The sequence below is a fragment of the Neorhizobium vignae genome (assembly GCF_000732195.1).
In the GTDB taxonomy this organism is placed as follows: Bacteria; Pseudomonadota; Alphaproteobacteria; order Rhizobiales; family Rhizobiaceae; genus Neorhizobium; species Neorhizobium vignae.
In genome coordinates this window covers 13,859-30,399 of the sequence record NZ_JNNU01000008.1, presented here as the reverse complement: position 1 = coordinate 30,399, position 16,541 = coordinate 13,859, and the positions used below count along the sequence as shown (strand labels likewise).

The window sequence follows — 16,541 nt, the reverse complement described above, 5'->3', positions numbered from 1 at the left end:
CCGTCCTGCCAGTGGTGCTGTCGAATATCTCCCAAGTATGTTGGCCGTCTTTGCGGAGGTCGAAGCGATCACGTGTGCTCATGCAGGGAAGCTGACACGAAGTTGCAAAGAGTCAAGCACCAGCGACGAACGAAAAGAGCCCCGCTTTCGCGAGGCTCAATATCCTTGGGAGGGGACTGCTTGTTTAGAACTTTACGCCGAGACCGACTTTGACGACGTGCTGCTTGAGATCGAAATTTCCGCCCAAAATGTCCTGAGAGCTTTGAGCCGCTGCATGCCGACGACCGCGCATGGCTGATTTCGATCTCGAACTCATGGCGCGAGGTTCGCGTCGAGTGAACTTGAAGTCTGAAACCTCACGGTTTTGAACTTTGGTTCGCAAACGCTTGCGGAAGGTGCAAACGAAAGGCGGTTCCCGCTCACGTAACTGGTGAGCTAAGAAGAACCTTGGCTAGTCTGTTCCGCGAAAGTTGCTGAATCTCACGATTGAATTCTGTCGGTGACATCGTCACGGAAAGAGACGCGGTTCACCCTTCGCGTGCCGGTCAAGCCGAGTCTTGTCAATGCGCAGGCAAGCTGAAGCCGAATGTCCAAGAAGAAACGGCCGCCTCTCAACGGCCCGTAATACTCGAAACTGATCAGGCGGCTTTGACGGTCTTGCCCTTGGGATTTGCCGATGCGTCAGCCAGTTGGGTCAGCTTCTGATCCGTAGCAATTTCCCCATCGAGGGTCGCCTGGAGGAGCGGCACTGCCTCGGTCAGACCGAGCTGGTTTGCCCATGCGACCAGTGTACCGTAGCGCGCCATCTCGTAGTGCTCGACGGCTTGCGCCGAGGAGATGAGGCCGGCGTCGAGTGCAACGGTGCCCTTGTATTCCTCCATGATCTCTTCGCCTTTGGCCAGAATGCCCTGGATGGCTTCGCACGTCTTGCCACGCGCCGGCTTGCCGATGAGCTCGAACACTGTTCGAGACGGGCGATCTGCAATACTTCTCTACTACTCCAGCCGAACCGAGACCTTGCCGTTCAAGCGGGCGGCAATCCAACAGTGTCGGCACCTGATCGGGCTCAATCAGAAACCTCGAGGGAACTCCGGAATATTGTCAATCCCGCATTTTTTCACGGCGGCCGCGATCTGGGAGATCGAAGAGTTGAAGCTGGGCTTTCCCTCGACCCTGACGCGCAGCTCGCGTCAGTCCTTCTCGAATTCCCAGACATAGAACCCGCCCGACGTGGCTTGCCGCGTTTTGATACTGACGTGGCTGAAACGCGGCCCACGGTTCAATACGTTCGTCGCGGAGAGGGCGCGGCCAGTTTGTGCACTTAGTCGGGGAGGCTAGGGAACTTGCATCGCCCGTGAAGGTTTGTCGGTACGATTTCAACAGAGGTCACTTATGGACAAGGTCATCGACCTCAATTTCTTGGTGAAGTGGCAATCGCCCATCTTCGTCCGGAATGGCAACGGCATGCGGGAACGCATTGGCGGGCCGGACGCGGCATTGGCCGCGCTTCTCCATCGCTGGCCATCGAGCAGCCAGTCGGAATACGGCATCGCCAAACGCCGTTGCGTTGACGCGATCGCTAGGCACGGTAGTGCCCGCAGCGCGTCTGTTGAATCGGCGGTCTCGGCCAAGGTACTCGCATGATAGGATTGGAGCGGCCCACTCGAAGCTTCCCGCGGTCCGCTGGGCTGCTCTTAGGATTAGGCCTTGGAGGCTTTTTTGACGGCATCGTTCTCCATCAGCTTCTGCAATGGCATCATATGCTGAGCTCCTGGTACCCGATCACGTCGATTGAGAACCTTGAACTCAATACCTTCTGGGACGGTGTCTTCCACTCTGGTACCTACGTCTTTGTCCTTGTCGGCCTCTTTATCCTGTGGCGGTCCGGTCGCCGCAGCCATTTTCGCTGGTCGACGGGCGAACTTATCGCGACGATGCTCATCGGCTTCGGTGTGTTCAACCTCGTCGAAGGCGTTATCGACCACCAGGTGCTCAGCTTGCACCACGTCAATGAAACCGTTCCTCGCGGCGAGTGGCTCTTCTGGGACCTAGGTTTTCTTGCCTGGGGTGGGGCGATGGTCGTCATCGGCGCGATGGTCATGAGGCGACGCCATGGCTGAGATGCTGCGTGAAGTCCGCACGACAATGATTTGGGCAGCTTTTGCGTTGGGCCTCGTCTTCGCGACGCGGCCGGTATGGTCGTATCTCCTGTTCGGTCCAAGCCTTACGCTTGAAGACCTGCTTTCACTGCGCTGCCTCGGCCTACCGACATGACGCATCGTCAGATAGGCGACATTCGGGAAGCAAGCGACGGAGCTCAAAATGACTTTGAATGACGACCGGCCTGGTTTTCAGGCTTAACAAGGTGTCTCTCGCCATGTCGTCATCATCGGCGGCGGTTTCGGCGGCTTGGCTTGTGCGATCGAACTCGGCAATGTCCCAGGGACCAGCGTTACGGTCGTTGACCGCCGCAATCACAACCTCTTTCAGCCGCTGCTGTATCACGTCGCGACCGCGGCCCTGTCGCCGGCAGACATTGCCGAACCGATCCGAAAGACACTCCCGTTTCAAGAACATCAACATGATCATGGCAGAGGTGGTCGGTATCAACCCGTCGTCGCGCACGGTGTCACTGTCTGATGGCGACCTGCTTTCCTACGATCGACTCGTCATCGCCACCGGTTCCGACTACAACTATTTCGGACACGAGGAGTGGCGAAAGTTCACACCCGGCCTGAAGAGCATCCATGAGGCGCGGCAGATCCGTCACCGACTGCTCCTGGCATTCGAACGGCAGAGCGGGCCAACAGCGAGGCTGAGAAGCAGGCTTTGCTCACCAACATCGTCATCGGCAGTGGACCAACGGGCGTCGAAATGGCAGGCGCGATCTCCGAACTTGGGCGCTTCATGATCAGCCGCGATTTCCGAAACCTGCAGCCCGACAATCTGAGAGTGATTCTCGTGGAGGCGGACCACGCATACTCGCCGCCTTTCCCAAACATCTTTCCGCGTACGCGAAATCCTACCTCGAGAAGATCGGTGTCGAGGTACGCACAGGCAAGCGGGTGACGGACATTCGCGTCGGCGGAGCCGACATCGAAGGCGAGTTTGTCCCGGCCGGATCGATCATCTGGGGCGCGGGCGTCAAGGCATCCCCAGCCCATTCATGGCTCGGGATAACCGGTGTCGCTGGTGGGCGAATACCGGTCGACGATTTTCTCCGTGTCATCGGGTTTGACGGCATCTACTCCATCGGCGACACATCTTGCGCTGGCCGGGTCGGATGGAAAGGTTCTGCCCGGTCTCGCGCAGGTCGCCAAGCAACAAGGAACATACCTGGGGCGAGGTTACGATCGGGAAGCGCAGGGGTATGTTTCAAGTTCAAGAACCGCGGCAATACGCCCGTGGTCGGTCGGAATGCCGCCGTCTTCGATTTTGGAAAATGGACGTTGAAAGGCAGGGCGGCCTGGCTGCTTTGGGCACTCGTTCACGTCTCTATCTCCTCATCAATTTCGAGAAGCGCCTTCTCGTTGCTATCCAGTGGGTCGGGCGATACCTCACGCGACAAGGCGGCGCGCGGATTATCGATGAAACGGCCGCGGAAGCCGAGCATGAAAATCAGCCGACCGCCATCAGCTGCGATCCGAATTCGCCATCGATTCCGGGGCGCTCGTGTCAGAGGAAAGATGATTAAGCACGTTCCCATTTGATGATGGGCGCGGCCCTATGGGCCGATCCTTAGAACCGGGAGACGCGGAGCGGTGTCTCGGGCAGCGTCCGGTTGCGCTTTGTTATTCCGCAAGATGAAGAAAGTAGAAGTCCGAAGGGAGCCACATTTCGCCAACGGCGCTGCTCGGCTTAGCTGCGGAGTTGCAAGCGTGGAACTTCCAGATCGGTGAAAGGTTCACTCGTTCACAACAGGAGAAGTAGAAGTGTCGAGCACCAAGAGAGGCAGAACGCAGGACCGAGCACGCATTGCAAGCGGCCAGGACCACGAGTTTCGCTACGAAGCCTCAAAAGAGGGCGTCACGAAGGATGCCGTAATAGGTGCCGTCAAGGACGTCGGCGACAGCCGTACGAAAGTCCAGGCTGATCTGGAGGAGAAGCGATGAGCAATCGTGAGGTTGCTGTGTCGTACGGCGCTCGTGAAGTGGGTTTTCTAAATCAACGCCAGCGTGCAAAGGTTTCGCTGGCATTCAGCGAGACCGCCGGTTTCAAGCCGAGTGCCCAAATCACCAATTGCGGAGTAATATCAATAGCCGCTCTGATCTCCACCATCCTTCTGTCGGCTGCGGCGCTCGTGCATGTGGCCACACGGGACGCCCACTCCAAGAGGCTCCGGTAGCATCGGCTATGCCCAACGCGCGCGATCAATCACCTGCAGCATCATTTGGCCTGCCCATCGAGACGGAGCCGATGGAAGCCAAATTGGCAAAAGCTCTTCCGTCCGGGGAAGGCTGGCAATACGAGCCGAAATGGGATGGCTTTAGGTGTATCGCGTTCAAGAACGGCTCATCGGTGGATCTTCGAGCCAAATCCGGGAAACCGCTCGGCCGCTATTTCCCGGAAATGGTGGCGTTGCTCGCCGGTCTTCCGGCGCCTGACTTCGTGATCGACGGGGAATTGGTGATAGAAGTTGCGGGGATGCTGTCCTTCGAAGCTTTGCAGATGCGTTTACATCCAGCTGAAAGTCGGATCCGCAAACTGTCGCGAGAGACCCCAAGCAGGCTCATCGCTTTCGACATGCTCGTGGACACGGATGGCACGCGGATCTTGGACCGGGACCTTGAGTATCGCCGCAAGCGCCTGGAAGGTTTCCGTGACAGGATCAAGGCCGACCCGACACACTTTATCATATCGCCGGCCACCAGGAGCTTTCGCGAGGCAGAGTCATGGCTATCCGGATCGGGTGGGGATACCGATGGCGTGGTCTGCAAGCGGATCGACGAACCGTATCGTTCCGGAGAGCGCGCGATGACGAAGGTCAAGCGCCTGCGGACCGCGGACTGTGTCGTCGGCGGGTTTCGGTATGAAAGAGACAGTAAGATGATTGGTTCCCTGCTGCTCGGCCTTTACAACGATGACGGCCAACTCGACCACGTCGGTTTCACGTCCGCGATTGCCGATACCGAAAAGCCTGATCTGACGGCGAGACTTGAAGCACTGAGGGGTGGCCCCGGGTTCACCGGCAAGGCTCCCGGCGGGCCGAGCCGTTGGACCACAGACAGATCTTCCGACTGGGAACCGCTCAGACCCGAACTGGTGGTGGAAGTCAAATTCGATCAGATCACCGGTCGCCGCTTCCGGCACGGAACCAAGCTTCTGCGCTGGCGCCCGGACAAGGAGCCGCCTCTGTGCGACTTCAGGCAAATCGGGCTTTAAACCTATGTGGGTCCGGCGTTACAGGTGATCGACGCGCTTCATCCAGAAGAAGTATCGCCGCCGATCACCCTCGACCACCATCATTCCGACAACCTCGCCCTCACCGGTCCACCGGAAGTAATCGACGATCGGTTGCTTGTCGTAAGCCATGACGGCTGTCTGAGAATCACTGTTGTCGCCGCTGTGTAGCGATGCAGTGGTGCCTCGTGCTTGCAGTGCTTTTCGAAGATACGAGAACCAGTTCCTTGCAATGAAGGTCCGGCCGAATGCCGAAAAACGCAGTGCTAGCCGAAGCGGAATGTAGGCTGGATCGATCGCCACGAGCCTGCCAGGGGTGGTCTGGAATAACAAAGCGTCGGCTCGCATATCGGCACGAAACCGCTTGCCGAACCATCCGAGATTTTCGAGGACGCCATCGAGCGGATGTCCAGCAGGAATGCCCGCGCCCTGCCACAGCCCGGTCATGTCTTGAGCACGAACTGGCTGAAGCGTCTGAAACCATTCCTCTGTCGCTGGCGGGAACTGATCGGTTCGGCCATTCGCCATGGAGACTATGCGCTGCTCGTCCGTCATAGGTCCCAGTACTCTAAGGATCCATCGATTTCCGTCCTCCAGATATCGAATTTCTGCCTCCGCGCTGGCGGATCGCCGATAGCTCTAGCGAGACGCTGTCCTTCGCGATAGCCGGCATCCCAGCGCATTCTGATCGCATCCGCCGAATAATCGATCATCTTCATCCCGATTTCGTCGGCGCCGCCATAGGCCGAATGGATAAGCGTGACGTCAGAACCGGCGAATACCTGCATCCTGCTTTTTAACGCCGAGATCGCATGGCGGCTCTGGCTCGCGAACATGATGTCGGCGGTCCGGCGAAGCATTTGATCGAGCGAGCGAGGAACAAGCCCAGGGGCTTGGAACAAGTCAAGGCAAATGCAAACCACCTCCTGTTCAGGTGGATGAAAAAATAGCGACGCGAGCGGCAGGTTCGCTGACAATCCCGGGTCGCCGTAGTAACGACCGCCGATCTCGACCAGTGGGAAAGCCAACGGGAACGCGGTGCTGGCCATGATGTGTTCGACCGTGAGACCGTCACCGCGGTTAACGAAGTCAACGTCTTCTCCGGTTTCGGTATCCACTGCTGTGACGTGGAGCTCGCTGCTGTTGCGGTTGACGAGATCGAAGTCGATCAAAGCTTGCAGTGTTTTCCGTTGCTGGCTGGCTTCAAAGAGACTGTCTGTTGTGGGCCCGAAGGGCAGCAACGACCACAAGCCGGGTAGAGATGGTCGGAATAGTCCGGGCTTTCCTGTAAGAAGCGCTTGCACCGCGGTTCGCATCCTCTCGGCCTGGTGGAACGGCCCACGGTGGCTGATGAATGATAACGTGTCGGTGGCCACCCGCCAGAAATCGTTCAGCCGCGCGAGCCGGTCTTGTGGGTGGTTCCCGACGATAATCGCCCCGTTCACGGCTCCAATAGAGGCACCCGCTATTCGATCGAACGCGACGTCCGCTTCGAGCAATGCCTGGATTGCGCCGGCCTGATAGGAACCGAGCGCATTGCCGCCGGATAGGCACAACCATGTCTGGCGGTCTGACATCACGTTTTCCTTACATCGTTCCGAAAGCTAAAGTGTCATTTTTTCTGAGCGCCACCGGTGAAACACGGCAAAACCTGCCGCGCCATGAAACACAGGAACCCCTCCTGGTCGAGCGAGACATTATGGATATAGATCTCTTCGAACCCGCAAGACCCCGCCGCCTCGATGAGAGCCAACAGCTCGTCGCCGTGGACGACGAGCGGAATCACTTCGTCCATCTCTTCAGGGGCAATGTCGCGTGTCACCGCATCGAAATCTCGCGGCAACCTCAGTTCAGCCAGGCAATAAGGAAGCGCCGCAGCATTGCGCCAGTTTTGCCACGCGGCCATGCGGGCCTCCTCTTTGTTCGTTGCCCAAGCCACCTGTAACTGGAGAACGCGGGGTTTCCCGGCACCGCCGTTGACGTCGAAGGCATCAAGCACCTCCATGACGTCTGCTTTGGACTTCCATACGGTGATCAACCCGTCTACCCAGGATCCCATCCACGCCGCTGTCGCCGGTGTCAGCGCGGCGCCGAAGAATTGAGGGGAGCGGGCAGGACGAGACCAAAGCTTCGCCTCTTCGGCGGCGAACCACGGGTGACGCGCTGAAACGGTGTCGCCTCGAAGAAGAGCGCGCATGATTTCCGTCCCGGCAAATAGCCGCTCGTTGCGCTGCGTCTTATCGGGCCAGCCGTCTCCAACCACCGCCTCATTCATGGCCTCGCCGCTTCCGACAGCGATCCACCCCAATCTGTCAGGATACATTTCCGCGAGCGTGGCTATGGTATGGGCAAGGACGACAGGGTGATACCGCCAGCCGCCCGGTATTGCCAGGCTGGAGAAGGGCAGCGACGTGGTCGCAAGTGCTGCACCGAGCCAGGCCCAGTTATTGCCTGAGTTTGCTTGCCGCTCACTCCAGGGGGCAATGTGATCGGATGTCATGATGCCACCGAACCCCGCACCCTCGGCAGCCTTGGCAAGGGCGAGCAACCGACTGGGCGGGAACTGCTCATGGGACGCGTGATAGCCGATCAGCATGCGGCTCAACCCGCGCCGCCGACCGGCGTCATGACCTTTCCCGAACCATCGCATTCCGGGCAAGTTTTTCCATCGACCTGGCCGCGTCCTCCACAGGCGCGGCAGGAATTTTCACCGGAGTTCGGAGTCCCCTCTGGTACTGCGTCGGTGTTCTTGGCTCCATCGTTCGGATCTTGAGCGGTCATTTCTTGCCTCGGCGTTATTTGTGTGTCTAGAAACCTCCGGCATGACTTCGAGTTCCATTTTGGATTTTGCAGGCAAACGTGTCTGAGCGATCGTTGAAGTGGCCCAAACGCCCTCGCGCCAGTCGCCCGGTAAAGGAACGACATGAGGGCTGTAGGCGTAGAGCGTTCTAGCGCGAGGGGAGATGTTCAGTCTGCCATCGAGACCGAGTGCAGCCGATCGCCACCGTCGCATTGTGCTTCCGAACAGGAACCGGGGGGTATGCGTCGCCAGCATGTGGCTTAACCGGTTGAGTGGTCCAAGCGACTGGAGCGGCAAGAGCGGGCAGGGGAATTGGGAGGTGTGAGTGAAGCCGGGTAACGGCGACGCCAGGACATGAGGTATTCCCAGTGCATCGGCCATGGATGGGGCCATGACGGATCTTGGATGGTAGACGAGATGTTCGGGGAAAAAGTATTGAGCGCCTCCCACTCAGCATCGAAGAGCGGACACATCACGGGCTTGACCTTCCCCAGCAAGTTGAAGCCTGCGGAGAACCACGTCCGAAAAAAGCTGCTTTTGCCACTCGGGCTTTTAGTAGAGTGAGGAACTCTCCGGTAACAGCGCAAAGGGGATGTTGCGGTCACGCACCAGGCCTCAAATTGCAGCGGCACGGCAAGTTGTACCTCGTGTCCGCGCGTGGCGAAGCGCGAGGGCCACGTAGGGCTGTACATCACCTCTGGTCCCCGGGGTCTGGAGTGCAACACGCACTATCGATCGCTCCTCGGTCATTCGGCCTCCCTGCGCCAGTACTGCGCTGCGGTTTGCTCAAAAGGGCCGGTTCCAACGCTGCGCCACGCTAGCCTTCCTCTTTCGCTAAGCCCTGCCACCTATCAGCTTCCTTCGTCCGGGATGTTCAGGAGGTTTCCACAGGCCTTACAATGCACTGCGTCGGCGTCGTGGCGCTGCAGGCCACATTGGTGGCAAGGATATGATACCTTGTAGGGCCGCACGACTGCCTGCGCTAGCCGGACAAACAGCGAAATGCCGACGATCATCGTGACCACTGACGTGAGCTTGCCGAGGGTTCCGGGGAGCGTGATGTCCCCAAAACCGGTGGTTGTGATCGTCGCCACAGTAAAATAAAGGGCGTCGACGAAACCTTCTCCTCCCTCCTGCCTGTAGAAGAACGTCGTGTACACGAAGCCCGTTACCATGAACAAAAACACTAGGAAGTTTAAGACAGCACGCACAGCGTCCTGGAGGTGGCCATAGCCGGCTCGCTTCAGCCCTTCCTTCAACAGAGGACTTTTCCCGACCGCCCAGATGCGCATGACCCTCAGGAAGGCGAAGTTGAACAGGTAATTGGGAAGAAGGAGTGTGCCCAGGATGACGATGTCTATCCAAGTCATGGGCCGCCTCGCCCAAGCCCCAAGTGACGGCGCTGCTATTGCTCGCGCTAGCAACTCGACCGCCATCCACGCCGCGATCATATAGTCGATGATGATGTAGGATGGCCCCGACCGCAGATAGGGGCCAAGAATGAAAAATGCTAGGATTAACAGATCGATCACGGCGAAGAAGGCCTGCCAGCGCAACGCCCATGTGTCCCGGCTCCTCTCAAGGCGCTGAAGATTTTTTCGAATCAAAGCAGCGCGGCTTTTTATTGGGCGAGGCGTGATTCGCGAGTTGTTATCCATGCCAGCGACATAGGTGCCGCGTTTCTCTATTCAAGCGGATGAGGGTTTATCGGCCGCCTGCGACAACGCTACATCGCCGAAAAGTTGAACGGATCACCCACAGCAAATGCAGCATCCGCCGGACATCCCGGTGAGAACATTTCTCAATCTGCCTCGTTACAGAAGACTGGAGGCAGCGCAGCAGCACGTCACTCCGGCCGCTCCGGGGTCTCGTCACCGAGATGCGGTTGTACGAGCGCGAAGAGCTTCGGCGAAACGATCCCGATCTCGAACCGCTAGGAGCAATGGCTATCTATCGGTTAACCCTGGCATGCCCTGACACCAAAGGGCTGATCGCCGTGTTGAATGAGAAGACCTCGCTGCTCGATGCCATCGTTGTCGACCGCAAGCTTGTGGGACTGGTGGCCGACTAAATACCTAAGCTTTTACGCGAGGCGGGCGAACCATCGTGTTTCTCAGCCGGAAAACCCAGCAGACCTGCGGGGACTTCAACATAATCGATCTCGTGGCAGAATATCCCGTGCAGCGATTGGTGCTCTGCGAATGCACCGCCATCGTGGCGAACAGGGTGACGGGTAGCGCGCAGATCGTCATGATAAGCAGGTCTAGCCGCTAAGCCCTTTCCAGGGGAGTAAGTTTTCCTTTTCGCCCCTCATTTTTGAGAGCTTCCCTTTCGCCTGCGGGGCTATGCCTATGCGGGTGTTGGCTCCAGGGAGCGGAAATGGAAATATTGTATTTGGTATCAGATCGTACCGGGCCGTGACGAGCCCTTGGCCTTTGCTGCTTCCTTCGACCGATGTCCGCTGCGTCTCCGACTACTCCAGACAATCTCCCACCTCAGGTCGCGTCGGCGGGCCTTTCTTTGAGGTCGTTTAGTCCAGATTCCGCTTAAGCGCTTTCAGGAGCGCGTCGAGTTCCGCGTTCGACCCTTGCGCTAGCATGAGGTTATCAGCCACCTCGATAATCGCCGTCAGCACCTCGGTATCTTCCCATCCAGCTTTCACTGCGGCCTCGATTAACTCCTGCAACGGGAACTCGACCGCCATCTGGCAAAACAGGTGGCGGTTCTCGTTGCCAGCCGGGACGGTGGGGGCAGGAACGTTGGTCATATAGAGGAAATAGAGACGTGAAGCGCAGCGGCAAGCCCAAGGTTTCTTTGCAATCTGCAGGGTGCCCCGAGAAGCCCGACGCAGGCCTCGTGTGATCACTACGTCGGGCCCGTGGGCTGCTCCGATTGGAGATCACCGAAGCCGCGCCGCGCGCTTCACTTCGCGCCTCTCGCTGCTGCAAGCAAGGAAATTCCACTCGGGAAGCCGTGGCGACACCAAATCGGGACACTGGCTGTGGATGTTAATCGGGAAGTAATCAAATGGGGCGGTGGAAGTCGACCACCGCCGGATCGCTCCTAACCTGTCCCCAATTCAGAAGGACCAGGTTATGCAAGACAACATCAGAGCCATTGTACCCATTAGCATTGCTGGTTTGCCGCCGCCTCTAATCTGCACATAGCGACAATCCCAGTGATGATCGTTGAGGCCGAAGATACCATATCGCAAGCGCGAGCATTTATCGGTCAGAACACTGACCGCCTCGGCGTGACGCATCTTCAGCTACATCCAGCCCCTTAACCGCGGCCGATGAAGATGCGCAGACCCTCGACTTGGTGCGCCAGGGCGAACATCAAGGTCCTCAAATCTCCCGGGTCCTCTACCGCAACCGGCTCCAGGCAAACCATCGCTGTCAAATCGATCGAGACGTTGATCTCGAGGAGGGGGCCCAAGCTCGCGCGCGAAATATTGGAAGTAATTGCCAATGCTGATCGGGGTGCCATCACGGCCCCACAGATCAAGATGGCCGAAATGCTCCTCACAGAGAAGGACCATCGCATCCGCGCCATGGCGCATTGTAAAGTCGTGACGGGCGCGTTGCACGATCTCAGGCAGCAGCGGCATAGTTCGATCACTGCTCGATAACGTGACGATTCCATGCCCCACTCACTGACATATGGTTTATGTGACGTCGCTTGGCTGCGCAGCAATTCTGCGCCGTAGGGTGCGCCGCTGGTCAAGTTTCGACCGGGGGCGTATAATCTTAACGCGTGCAGGTTCAGTCCTATGGCGCCGTTCCTCACGCGGGCATCCGTTGTGGTCGTTGTTGTCTGTGACAAGAATGGAGAGGAATTGTTATGGCACATTTTCACGTGATCGCGGGAGGCGCCAGGAAGGTGGCCTCTCCCACCGTGCGGCGCATCAATGTGGCCGATGTCTTCACCTCGCTGCGTCAGGGGTTGGATGATTTCTGGACCAAGCCGTCGCACTACGTCTTTCTCTGCCTGATCTACCCTGTGGCCGGCGTGGTCCTCGCGTATTGGACATCCGGTGCCAATGCGCTGCCGCTGCTGTTCCCGCTCATGTCAGGCTTTGCCCTGATCGGTCCGATAGCGGCGCTTGGTCTTTATGAGATCAGTCGCCGGCGGGAGCTTGGCCTTGACACCTCCTGGCAGCATGCGCTCGAAATCAGGCATTCCCCGGCGGTCCCGGCAATCCTTGCCATCGGTCTTATGCTGGCGGTGATTTTTATCCTGTGGCTTCTGACGGCGCAGGCGCTCTATGTCAGCCTGTTCGGGCCGGAACGGCCGGAATCGCTGATGATGTTCGTCAACGAGGTGTTCGCGACGAGCAGGGGTTGGCAGCTGATCCTCTACGGGAATGCCGTCGGCTTCCTCTTTGCTCTGGCCGTGCTTTGCACCACAGTCATTGCATTTCCGCTGCTTCTTGACCGTGACACCGGTGCGGCCGCAGCGGTTTATACCTCGATGAAAGCCTTCGCGGTCAATCCCATGGAATTCATACTCTGGGGTCTCATCGTGGCGGTGCTTCTGGCCGTCGGGTTTGCGATGTTCTTTGCCGGTCTGGCTATCGTGATACCCGTACTTGGCCACGCGACCTGGCATCTGTATCGCAAGGTCGTTGAACCGGAACCCGTCTTGGGGAGCGGCACCGGTCGGTAGGTCGGAAAACCGACTTCGGCACTGCCCCTCAAGGACCAGTGCCGAAGAAGGTGAGGCGGGTGAAGATCGTATAGTCCGCTTCCGATACCATCAGCGCGACGAAAACCAGCACCAGCAGCGGCGGCAGTAGGATGGCGTAGACGAGCGCCAGCCGTTCCCAGGCCATGTGCATGAAGATGGCAACGATCAGCCCGGCCTTCGCCATCATGAACAGCAGGATCAGCGTCCATCTGAGATAGCCCTGGAGGCCGAGATAGTCGACCATGTAGGAAAAGGCGCTGAGCACGAAGAGCATGCCCCAGACGAGGAGGTAGAGCCGGATCGGATGCTGCTGCCCGGTTTGGAGCTGCTGTCCAGCTTGGATGTGTGCATGCGCCGTTGTCTCGTTCATGACGACCTCACCACAGATAGAAGAATGCGAAGATGAAGACCCAGACCAGATCGACGAAGTGCCAGTAGAGGCCCATGATCTCGACGGCCTCGTAGCGGCCTCTCCGGCTGGTGAAGAAGCCGCGCCGTTCCTCGTCGAAATCGCCCCGCCAGACCTTGCGGGCAACGATGAGGAGGAAGATGACGCCGATCGTGACATGGGTGCCGTGAAATCCGGTGATCATGAAGAAGGTCGATCCGAACTGCGCCGCCCCCCAGGGGTTTTCCCAGGGGCGGACACCTTCGGTGATCAGCTTCGTCCACTCGAAGGCCTGCATGCCGACGAAGCATGCCCCGAGAAGCGCCGTCAGCAGCATCAGCATCGCGGTCCTGTGGCGTTCGCGGCGATAGCCGAAATTGACCGCCATCGCCATGGTGCCGCTGCTCGAGATCAGCACGAAGGTCATGATCGCGATCAGGATCAGCGGCACGTCCTGGCCGCCGATATGCAGCGCGAAGACCTCGCTCGGATTGGGCCAGGCGACCGGCGTCGACATGCGGGCGGTCATGTAGGCGATCAGGAAACAGCCGAAGACGAAGGTGTCGCTGAGCAGAAAGATCCACATCATCGCCTTGCCCCAGGAGGCGGTCTTGAAGGCGCGCTGATCCGAACTGAAATCGGCAGCGACTCCGCGCAGGCCCGCCGGCCTGAGGTCTGGCTCGCCATGTGTCCCGGTAGTCTGTGCCATCTGCAAATCTCCTGGTTCGGCCCTAGGTCAGCAATGTGCGACAGAGATCGACAAAATCATTCGCCCACCCGGCAAAGAGCGAAAAGAGCAGGAGCCAGACGGCGAGCATGAAATGCGAATAGATGGCGGAAAGATCGACGCTGAGACGCAGCCTCTCCGGCTGAACGTCACGCGCGAATGCCCTGACCGTCGTGTGAGCGAGCACGGCGAGCCCGCCGAGGATATGCAGGCCGTGCAGGCCGGTGAGCATGTAGAAGAAGCTGTTGGCGGGATTGTCGGCCAGCACGTAGCCAGCCGCCGTCAGTTCGCTCCATGCCTGAACCTGTCCGACGAGAAAGAAGACGGCAAGGGCAAATGCGGCAGCAAGCACCGGCCGCAGGCTTTCCATGCGGCCGTGCCCCGCTTCTCTTCTCGCCCATTGCAACGCGACACTGCTCAAGGCGAGTGCCGCGGTGTTGACCCAGAGCAGCCGGGGAACGGGTGTGGCCCACCAGTCCGTCGATGCCATGCGCATGAAATAGGCGCTGACGGCTAGGCTGAAGAGCGCGCCGACGACGCCGAGAAACACGAAGAGGCCGATTTTCACCGCCGGCACGGGCGGCTGTTGCCGATCGGCGCCGTGATGATCCGGCAACTGCACGGACCCGGTTTCGAGCCAGGGTTTCGAGGCCAGCCGCTGTCCGGAAAGCCACCAGACGATGATGGCGCCGATGACGGCAAGGAAGATCAGCGTGACGTTCATGCCGGAACCTCCCGTGTGACGCCGCCATCTGCCGGCACGGTCTGCGGAATGAAGTCCTCGGCCGCTCCCGGCACGCTGTAATCATAGGCCCAGCGGTAAACCACCGGCAGCTCCTTGCCCCAGTTGCCGTGGGCGGGCGGCGTCTGCGGCGTCTGCCATTCGAGCGTCGTTGCGCGCCATGGATTGCCGCCTGCCTCCCTGCCGCGGAAAAGGCTCCAGACCAGATTGAACAGGAAAACCATCTGCGCGGCCCCGACGATAAGCGCCATGACCGTTATGAAGATGTTCAGCGTATGGGCCGAAGGCGGAACGAAGGCCGTCTCTCCCATCTCGAAGTAGCGGCGCGGCACGCCGAGCAGGCCGAGGTAATGCATCGGAAAGAAGATCGCATAGGTGCCGAGAAAGGTGGTCCAGAAGTGGATCTGGCCGAGCGTCTCGTTCAGCATGCGTCCTGTCACCTTCGGATACCAGTGACAGATCGCCCCGAAGATGACGAGGATCGGCGCCACGCCCATGACCATGTGGAAATGCGCGACGACGAACATCGTATCCGACAGCGGCACGTCGACGACGACATTGCCGAGGAACAGACCCGTCAGGCCGCCATTGACGAAAGTGACGATGAAGGCGAGCGCAAAGAGCATCGGCAGCGTCAGGTGAATATCGCCGCGCCATAGCGTCAGCACCCAGTTGTAGACCTTGATCGCCGTCGGGATGGCGATGATCAGCGTCGTGGTCGCGAAGAAGAAGCCGAAGGCCGGGTTCATGCCGCTGACATACATGTGGTGCGCCCAGACGATGAAGCTCAGCGCGCCGATGATGACGATCGCCCAGACCATCATGCGATAGCCGAAGATGTTCTTGCGCGCATGCGTGCTGATCAGGTCCGAGACGATGCCGAAGGCCGGCAGCGCGACGATATAGACCTCCGGATGCCCGAAGAACCAGAACAGGTGCTGGAACAGGATCGGGCTGCCGCCGCCATGCTGCAGCTGCTCGCCCATTTCGACAATGGCAGGCATGAAGAAACTCGTGCCGAGCAGGCGGTCGAACAGCATCATGACGCAGGCGACGAACAGGGCAGGGAAAGCGAGCAGCGCCATCACGGTGGCAGTGAAGATGCCCCAGACGGTAAGCGGCATGCGCATCAGCGTCATGCCGCGCGCGCGCCCCTGCAGCACCGTCACCACATAGTTCAGGCCACCCAGGGTGAAACCGATGATGAAGACGATCAGCGAGGAGAGCATGAGGAGGATGCCCCAGTCCTTGCCGCCGGGCGTACCTGACAGGACGGCCTGCGGTGGATAGAGCGTCCAGCCGGCCCCTGTCGGGCCGCCGGGGGCGAAAAAGCCCGCGGCCAGGATCAGTACGGCCAGCAGATAGATCCAGTAGCTCAGCATGTTCGCATAAGGAAACACCATGTCTCGCGCGCCGACCATCAGCGGAATGAGGTAATTGCCGAAGCCGCCGAGGAACAGCGCGGTCAGGAGATAGATCACCATGATCATGCCGTGCATGGTGATGAACTGATAATAGTGATCCGCATCGATGAAGGCAAAATAGCCGGGAAAGGCAAGCTGCAGACGCATCAGCCAGGAGAGCACCAGCGCCACAAGGCCGATCGAGATGGCGGTAACCGAATATTGGACGGCGATGATCTTGGCATCCTGGCTGAACACATATTTCGTCCACCAGCTCTTCGGATGATAAAGCTCGACATCCTCGACTTCGGCGGAGGGGATGGCGCCTGCGCTGCCGGATGGAATCTCGACCATGATGTCTCTTCCCTTTCCTTCCGATGCTGCCTGAAACC

At 59.0% G+C, this 16,541-nt stretch carries 18 protein-coding genes and 3 pseudogenes; 9 read left to right on the top strand and 12 right to left on the bottom strand.

Features of this window, described 5'->3' with window-relative positions; all coding sequences use genetic code 11:
- Positions 1–638 precede the first annotated feature (638 nt).
- Together GQ59_RS14940 and GQ59_RS33410 are read right to left on the bottom strand one after the other, a co-directional pair.
- Positions 639–962: pseudogene (locus tag GQ59_RS14940) on the bottom strand (YciE/YciF ferroxidase family protein); the annotation flags it as partial.
- Positions 963–1,088: 126 nt separating this feature from the next.
- Positions 1,089–1,259 (bottom strand): annotated as a pseudogene (locus tag GQ59_RS33410) (LysR family transcriptional regulator); the annotation flags it as partial.
- A 133-nt stretch (positions 1,260–1,392) separates the two neighbouring features.
- Between GQ59_RS33410 and GQ59_RS14935 the strand changes: the two are divergent.
- From GQ59_RS14935 to GQ59_RS33040, 5 genes and pseudogenes are all read left to right on the top strand, one after another.
- On the top strand, positions 1,393–1,644 hold the full coding sequence (locus GQ59_RS14935) for a DUF982 domain-containing protein (RefSeq protein WP_037082572.1): 252 nt from the start codon (positions 1,393–1,395) through the stop codon (positions 1,642–1,644).
- Positions 1,641–2,120 (top strand): DUF2243 domain-containing protein, encoded by a 480-nt coding sequence (locus GQ59_RS14930; RefSeq protein WP_037082569.1) that lies wholly within the window; start codon positions 1,641–1,643, stop codon positions 2,118–2,120. Before GQ59_RS14935 ends, GQ59_RS14930 begins: the two co-directional genes overlap by 4 nt.
- Positions 2,121–2,409: 289 nt before the next feature.
- Positions 2,410–2,640: a hypothetical protein gene (locus GQ59_RS33050; RefSeq protein WP_244447967.1), complete on the top strand. Its 231-nt coding sequence runs from the start codon at positions 2,410–2,412 to the stop codon at positions 2,638–2,640.
- Positions 2,582–2,911, top strand: a complete 330-nt coding sequence (locus GQ59_RS33045; RefSeq protein ID WP_244447984.1) for a hypothetical protein — start codon at positions 2,582–2,584, stop codon at positions 2,909–2,911. Before GQ59_RS33050 ends, GQ59_RS33045 begins: the two co-directional genes overlap by 59 nt.
- A 67-nt stretch (positions 2,912–2,978) precedes the next feature.
- Positions 2,979–3,206: pseudogene (locus tag GQ59_RS33040) on the top strand (NAD(P)/FAD-dependent oxidoreductase); the annotation flags it as partial.
- 281 nt (positions 3,207–3,487) lie between these two features.
- On the opposite strand, the gene GQ59_RS33325 reads toward GQ59_RS33040, so the two are convergent.
- The gene (locus GQ59_RS33325) at positions 3,488–3,613 is read right to left on the bottom strand and encodes a hypothetical protein (RefSeq protein WP_280114046.1); all 126 of its coding nucleotides are present in this window, start codon (positions 3,611–3,613) and stop codon (positions 3,488–3,490) included.
- A gap of 319 nt (positions 3,614–3,932) precedes the next feature.
- Here GQ59_RS33325 and GQ59_RS14920 point away from each other — a divergent pair, with 319 nt between their 5' ends.
- Positions 3,933–4,112, top strand: a complete 180-nt coding sequence (locus GQ59_RS14920; protein ID WP_037082566.1) for a DUF3606 domain-containing protein — start codon at positions 3,933–3,935, stop codon at positions 4,110–4,112.
- A gap of 241 nt (positions 4,113–4,353) precedes the next feature.
- A complete protein-coding gene (locus GQ59_RS14910) occupies positions 4,354–5,382 on the top strand; it encodes an ATP-dependent DNA ligase (protein ID WP_037082562.1) in 1,029 nt (342 codons plus the stop codon).
- An 18-nt stretch (positions 5,383–5,400) separates the two neighbouring features.
- Here the strand turns inward: GQ59_RS14910 and GQ59_RS14905 are convergent, their stop codons facing one another.
- The 4 genes from GQ59_RS14905 to GQ59_RS14885 form a co-directional block, all read right to left on the bottom strand.
- Positions 5,401–5,928: a GXWXG domain-containing protein gene (locus tag GQ59_RS14905; protein ID WP_051904005.1), complete on the bottom strand. Its 528-nt coding sequence runs from the start codon at positions 5,926–5,928 to the stop codon at positions 5,401–5,403.
- 23 nt (positions 5,929–5,951) lie between these two features.
- Complete coding sequence (locus tag GQ59_RS14900; RefSeq protein ID WP_051903961.1) at positions 5,952–6,977, bottom strand: patatin-like phospholipase family protein; 1,026 nt, start codon at positions 6,975–6,977, stop codon at positions 5,952–5,954.
- Between the two features lie 35 nt (positions 6,978–7,012).
- Positions 7,013–7,996 (bottom strand): TIGR03885 family FMN-dependent LLM class oxidoreductase, encoded by a 984-nt coding sequence (locus GQ59_RS14895; protein ID WP_037083060.1) that lies wholly within the window; start codon positions 7,994–7,996, stop codon positions 7,013–7,015.
- A gap of 1,055 nt (positions 7,997–9,051) precedes the next feature.
- Positions 9,052–9,858, bottom strand: coding sequence for a potassium channel family protein (locus tag GQ59_RS14885; protein ID WP_051903960.1), 807 nt, complete (start codon positions 9,856–9,858; stop codon positions 9,052–9,054).
- Positions 9,859–10,085: 227 nt separating this feature from the next.
- Between GQ59_RS14885 and GQ59_RS14880 the strand changes: the two genes are divergently transcribed.
- A complete protein-coding gene (locus tag GQ59_RS14880) occupies positions 10,086–10,271 on the top strand; it encodes a hypothetical protein (RefSeq protein ID WP_037082555.1) in 186 nt (61 codons plus the stop codon).
- Between the two features lie 459 nt (positions 10,272–10,730).
- Here the strand turns inward: GQ59_RS14880 and GQ59_RS31865 are convergent, their stop codons facing one another.
- On the bottom strand, positions 10,731–10,967 hold the full coding sequence (locus tag GQ59_RS31865) for a hypothetical protein (protein WP_037082553.1): 237 nt from the start codon (positions 10,965–10,967) through the stop codon (positions 10,731–10,733).
- Positions 10,968–12,043: 1,076 nt separating this feature from the next.
- On the opposite strand from GQ59_RS31865, the gene GQ59_RS14870 reads away from it, so the two are divergent.
- Complete coding sequence (locus tag GQ59_RS14870; RefSeq protein WP_037082551.1) at positions 12,044–12,868, top strand: DUF2189 domain-containing protein; 825 nt, start codon at positions 12,044–12,046, stop codon at positions 12,866–12,868.
- Positions 12,869–12,896: 28 nt separating this feature from the next.
- Here GQ59_RS14870 and GQ59_RS14865 read toward each other — a convergent pair whose 3' ends face one another.
- The 4 genes from GQ59_RS14865 to GQ59_RS14850 are packed head-to-tail and all read right to left on the bottom strand — an operon-like array spanning position 12,897 to position 16,503.
- On the bottom strand, positions 12,897–13,259 hold the full coding sequence (locus GQ59_RS14865) for a cytochrome C oxidase subunit IV family protein (protein ID WP_037082550.1): 363 nt from the start codon (positions 13,257–13,259) through the stop codon (positions 12,897–12,899).
- Positions 13,260–13,266: 7 nt separating this feature from the next.
- Positions 13,267–13,986, bottom strand: coding sequence for a heme-copper oxidase subunit III family protein (locus GQ59_RS14860; protein ID WP_037082548.1), 720 nt, complete (start codon positions 13,984–13,986; stop codon positions 13,267–13,269).
- A 22-nt stretch (positions 13,987–14,008) separates the two neighbouring features.
- Positions 14,009–14,728 (bottom strand): cytochrome c oxidase subunit 3, encoded by a 720-nt coding sequence (locus tag GQ59_RS14855; RefSeq protein ID WP_037082546.1) that lies wholly within the window; start codon positions 14,726–14,728, stop codon positions 14,009–14,011.
- On the bottom strand, positions 14,725–16,503 hold the full coding sequence (locus GQ59_RS14850) for a cytochrome c oxidase subunit I (protein ID WP_037082543.1): 1,779 nt from the start codon (positions 16,501–16,503) through the stop codon (positions 14,725–14,727). Before GQ59_RS14850 ends, GQ59_RS14855 begins: the two co-directional genes overlap by 4 nt.
- Positions 16,504–16,541: the final 38 nt, after the last annotated feature.

Bases quoted from the DNA above. Each gene is read 5' to 3' on its own strand.
- GQ59_RS14935 (WP_037082572.1), top strand. From the start codon at position 1,393: ATGGACAAGGTCATCGACCTCAATTTCTTGGTGAAGTGGCAATCGCCC.
- GQ59_RS14930 (WP_037082569.1), top strand. From the start codon at position 1,641: ATGATAGGATTGGAGCGGCCCACTCGAAGCTTCCCGCGGTCCGCTGGG.
- GQ59_RS33045 (WP_244447984.1), top strand. From the start codon at position 2,582: ATGATCATGGCAGAGGTGGTCGGTATCAACCCGTCGTCGCGCACGGTG.
- GQ59_RS33325 (WP_280114046.1), bottom strand. From the start codon at position 3,613: ATGCTCGGCTTCCGCGGCCGTTTCATCGATAATCCGCGCGCCGCCTTG.
- GQ59_RS14910 (WP_037082562.1), top strand. From the start codon at position 4,354: ATGCCCAACGCGCGCGATCAATCACCTGCAGCATCATTTGGCCTGCCC.
- GQ59_RS14905 (WP_051904005.1), bottom strand. From the start codon at position 5,928: ATGGCGAATGGCCGAACCGATCAGTTCCCGCCAGCGACAGAGGAATGG.
- GQ59_RS14900 (WP_051903961.1), bottom strand. From the start codon at position 6,977: ATGTCAGACCGCCAGACATGGTTGTGCCTATCCGGCGGCAATGCGCTC.
- GQ59_RS14895 (WP_037083060.1), bottom strand. From the start codon at position 7,996: ATGCTGATCGGCTATCACGCGTCCCATGAGCAGTTCCCGCCCAGTCGG.
- GQ59_RS14885 (WP_051903960.1), bottom strand. From the start codon at position 9,858: ATGGATAACAACTCGCGAATCACGCCTCGCCCAATAAAAAGCCGCGCT.
- GQ59_RS31865 (WP_037082553.1), bottom strand. From the start codon at position 10,967: ATGACCAACGTTCCTGCCCCCACCGTCCCGGCTGGCAACGAGAACCGC.
- GQ59_RS14870 (WP_037082551.1), top strand. From the start codon at position 12,044: ATGGCACATTTTCACGTGATCGCGGGAGGCGCCAGGAAGGTGGCCTCT.
- GQ59_RS14865 (WP_037082550.1), bottom strand. From the start codon at position 13,259: ATGAACGAGACAACGGCGCATGCACACATCCAAGCTGGACAGCAGCTC.
- GQ59_RS14860 (WP_037082548.1), bottom strand. From the start codon at position 13,986: ATGGCACAGACTACCGGGACACATGGCGAGCCAGACCTCAGGCCGGCG.
- GQ59_RS14855 (WP_037082546.1), bottom strand. From the start codon at position 14,728: ATGAACGTCACGCTGATCTTCCTTGCCGTCATCGGCGCCATCATCGTC.
- GQ59_RS14850 (WP_037082543.1), bottom strand. From the start codon at position 16,503: ATGGTCGAGATTCCATCCGGCAGCGCAGGCGCCATCCCCTCCGCCGAA.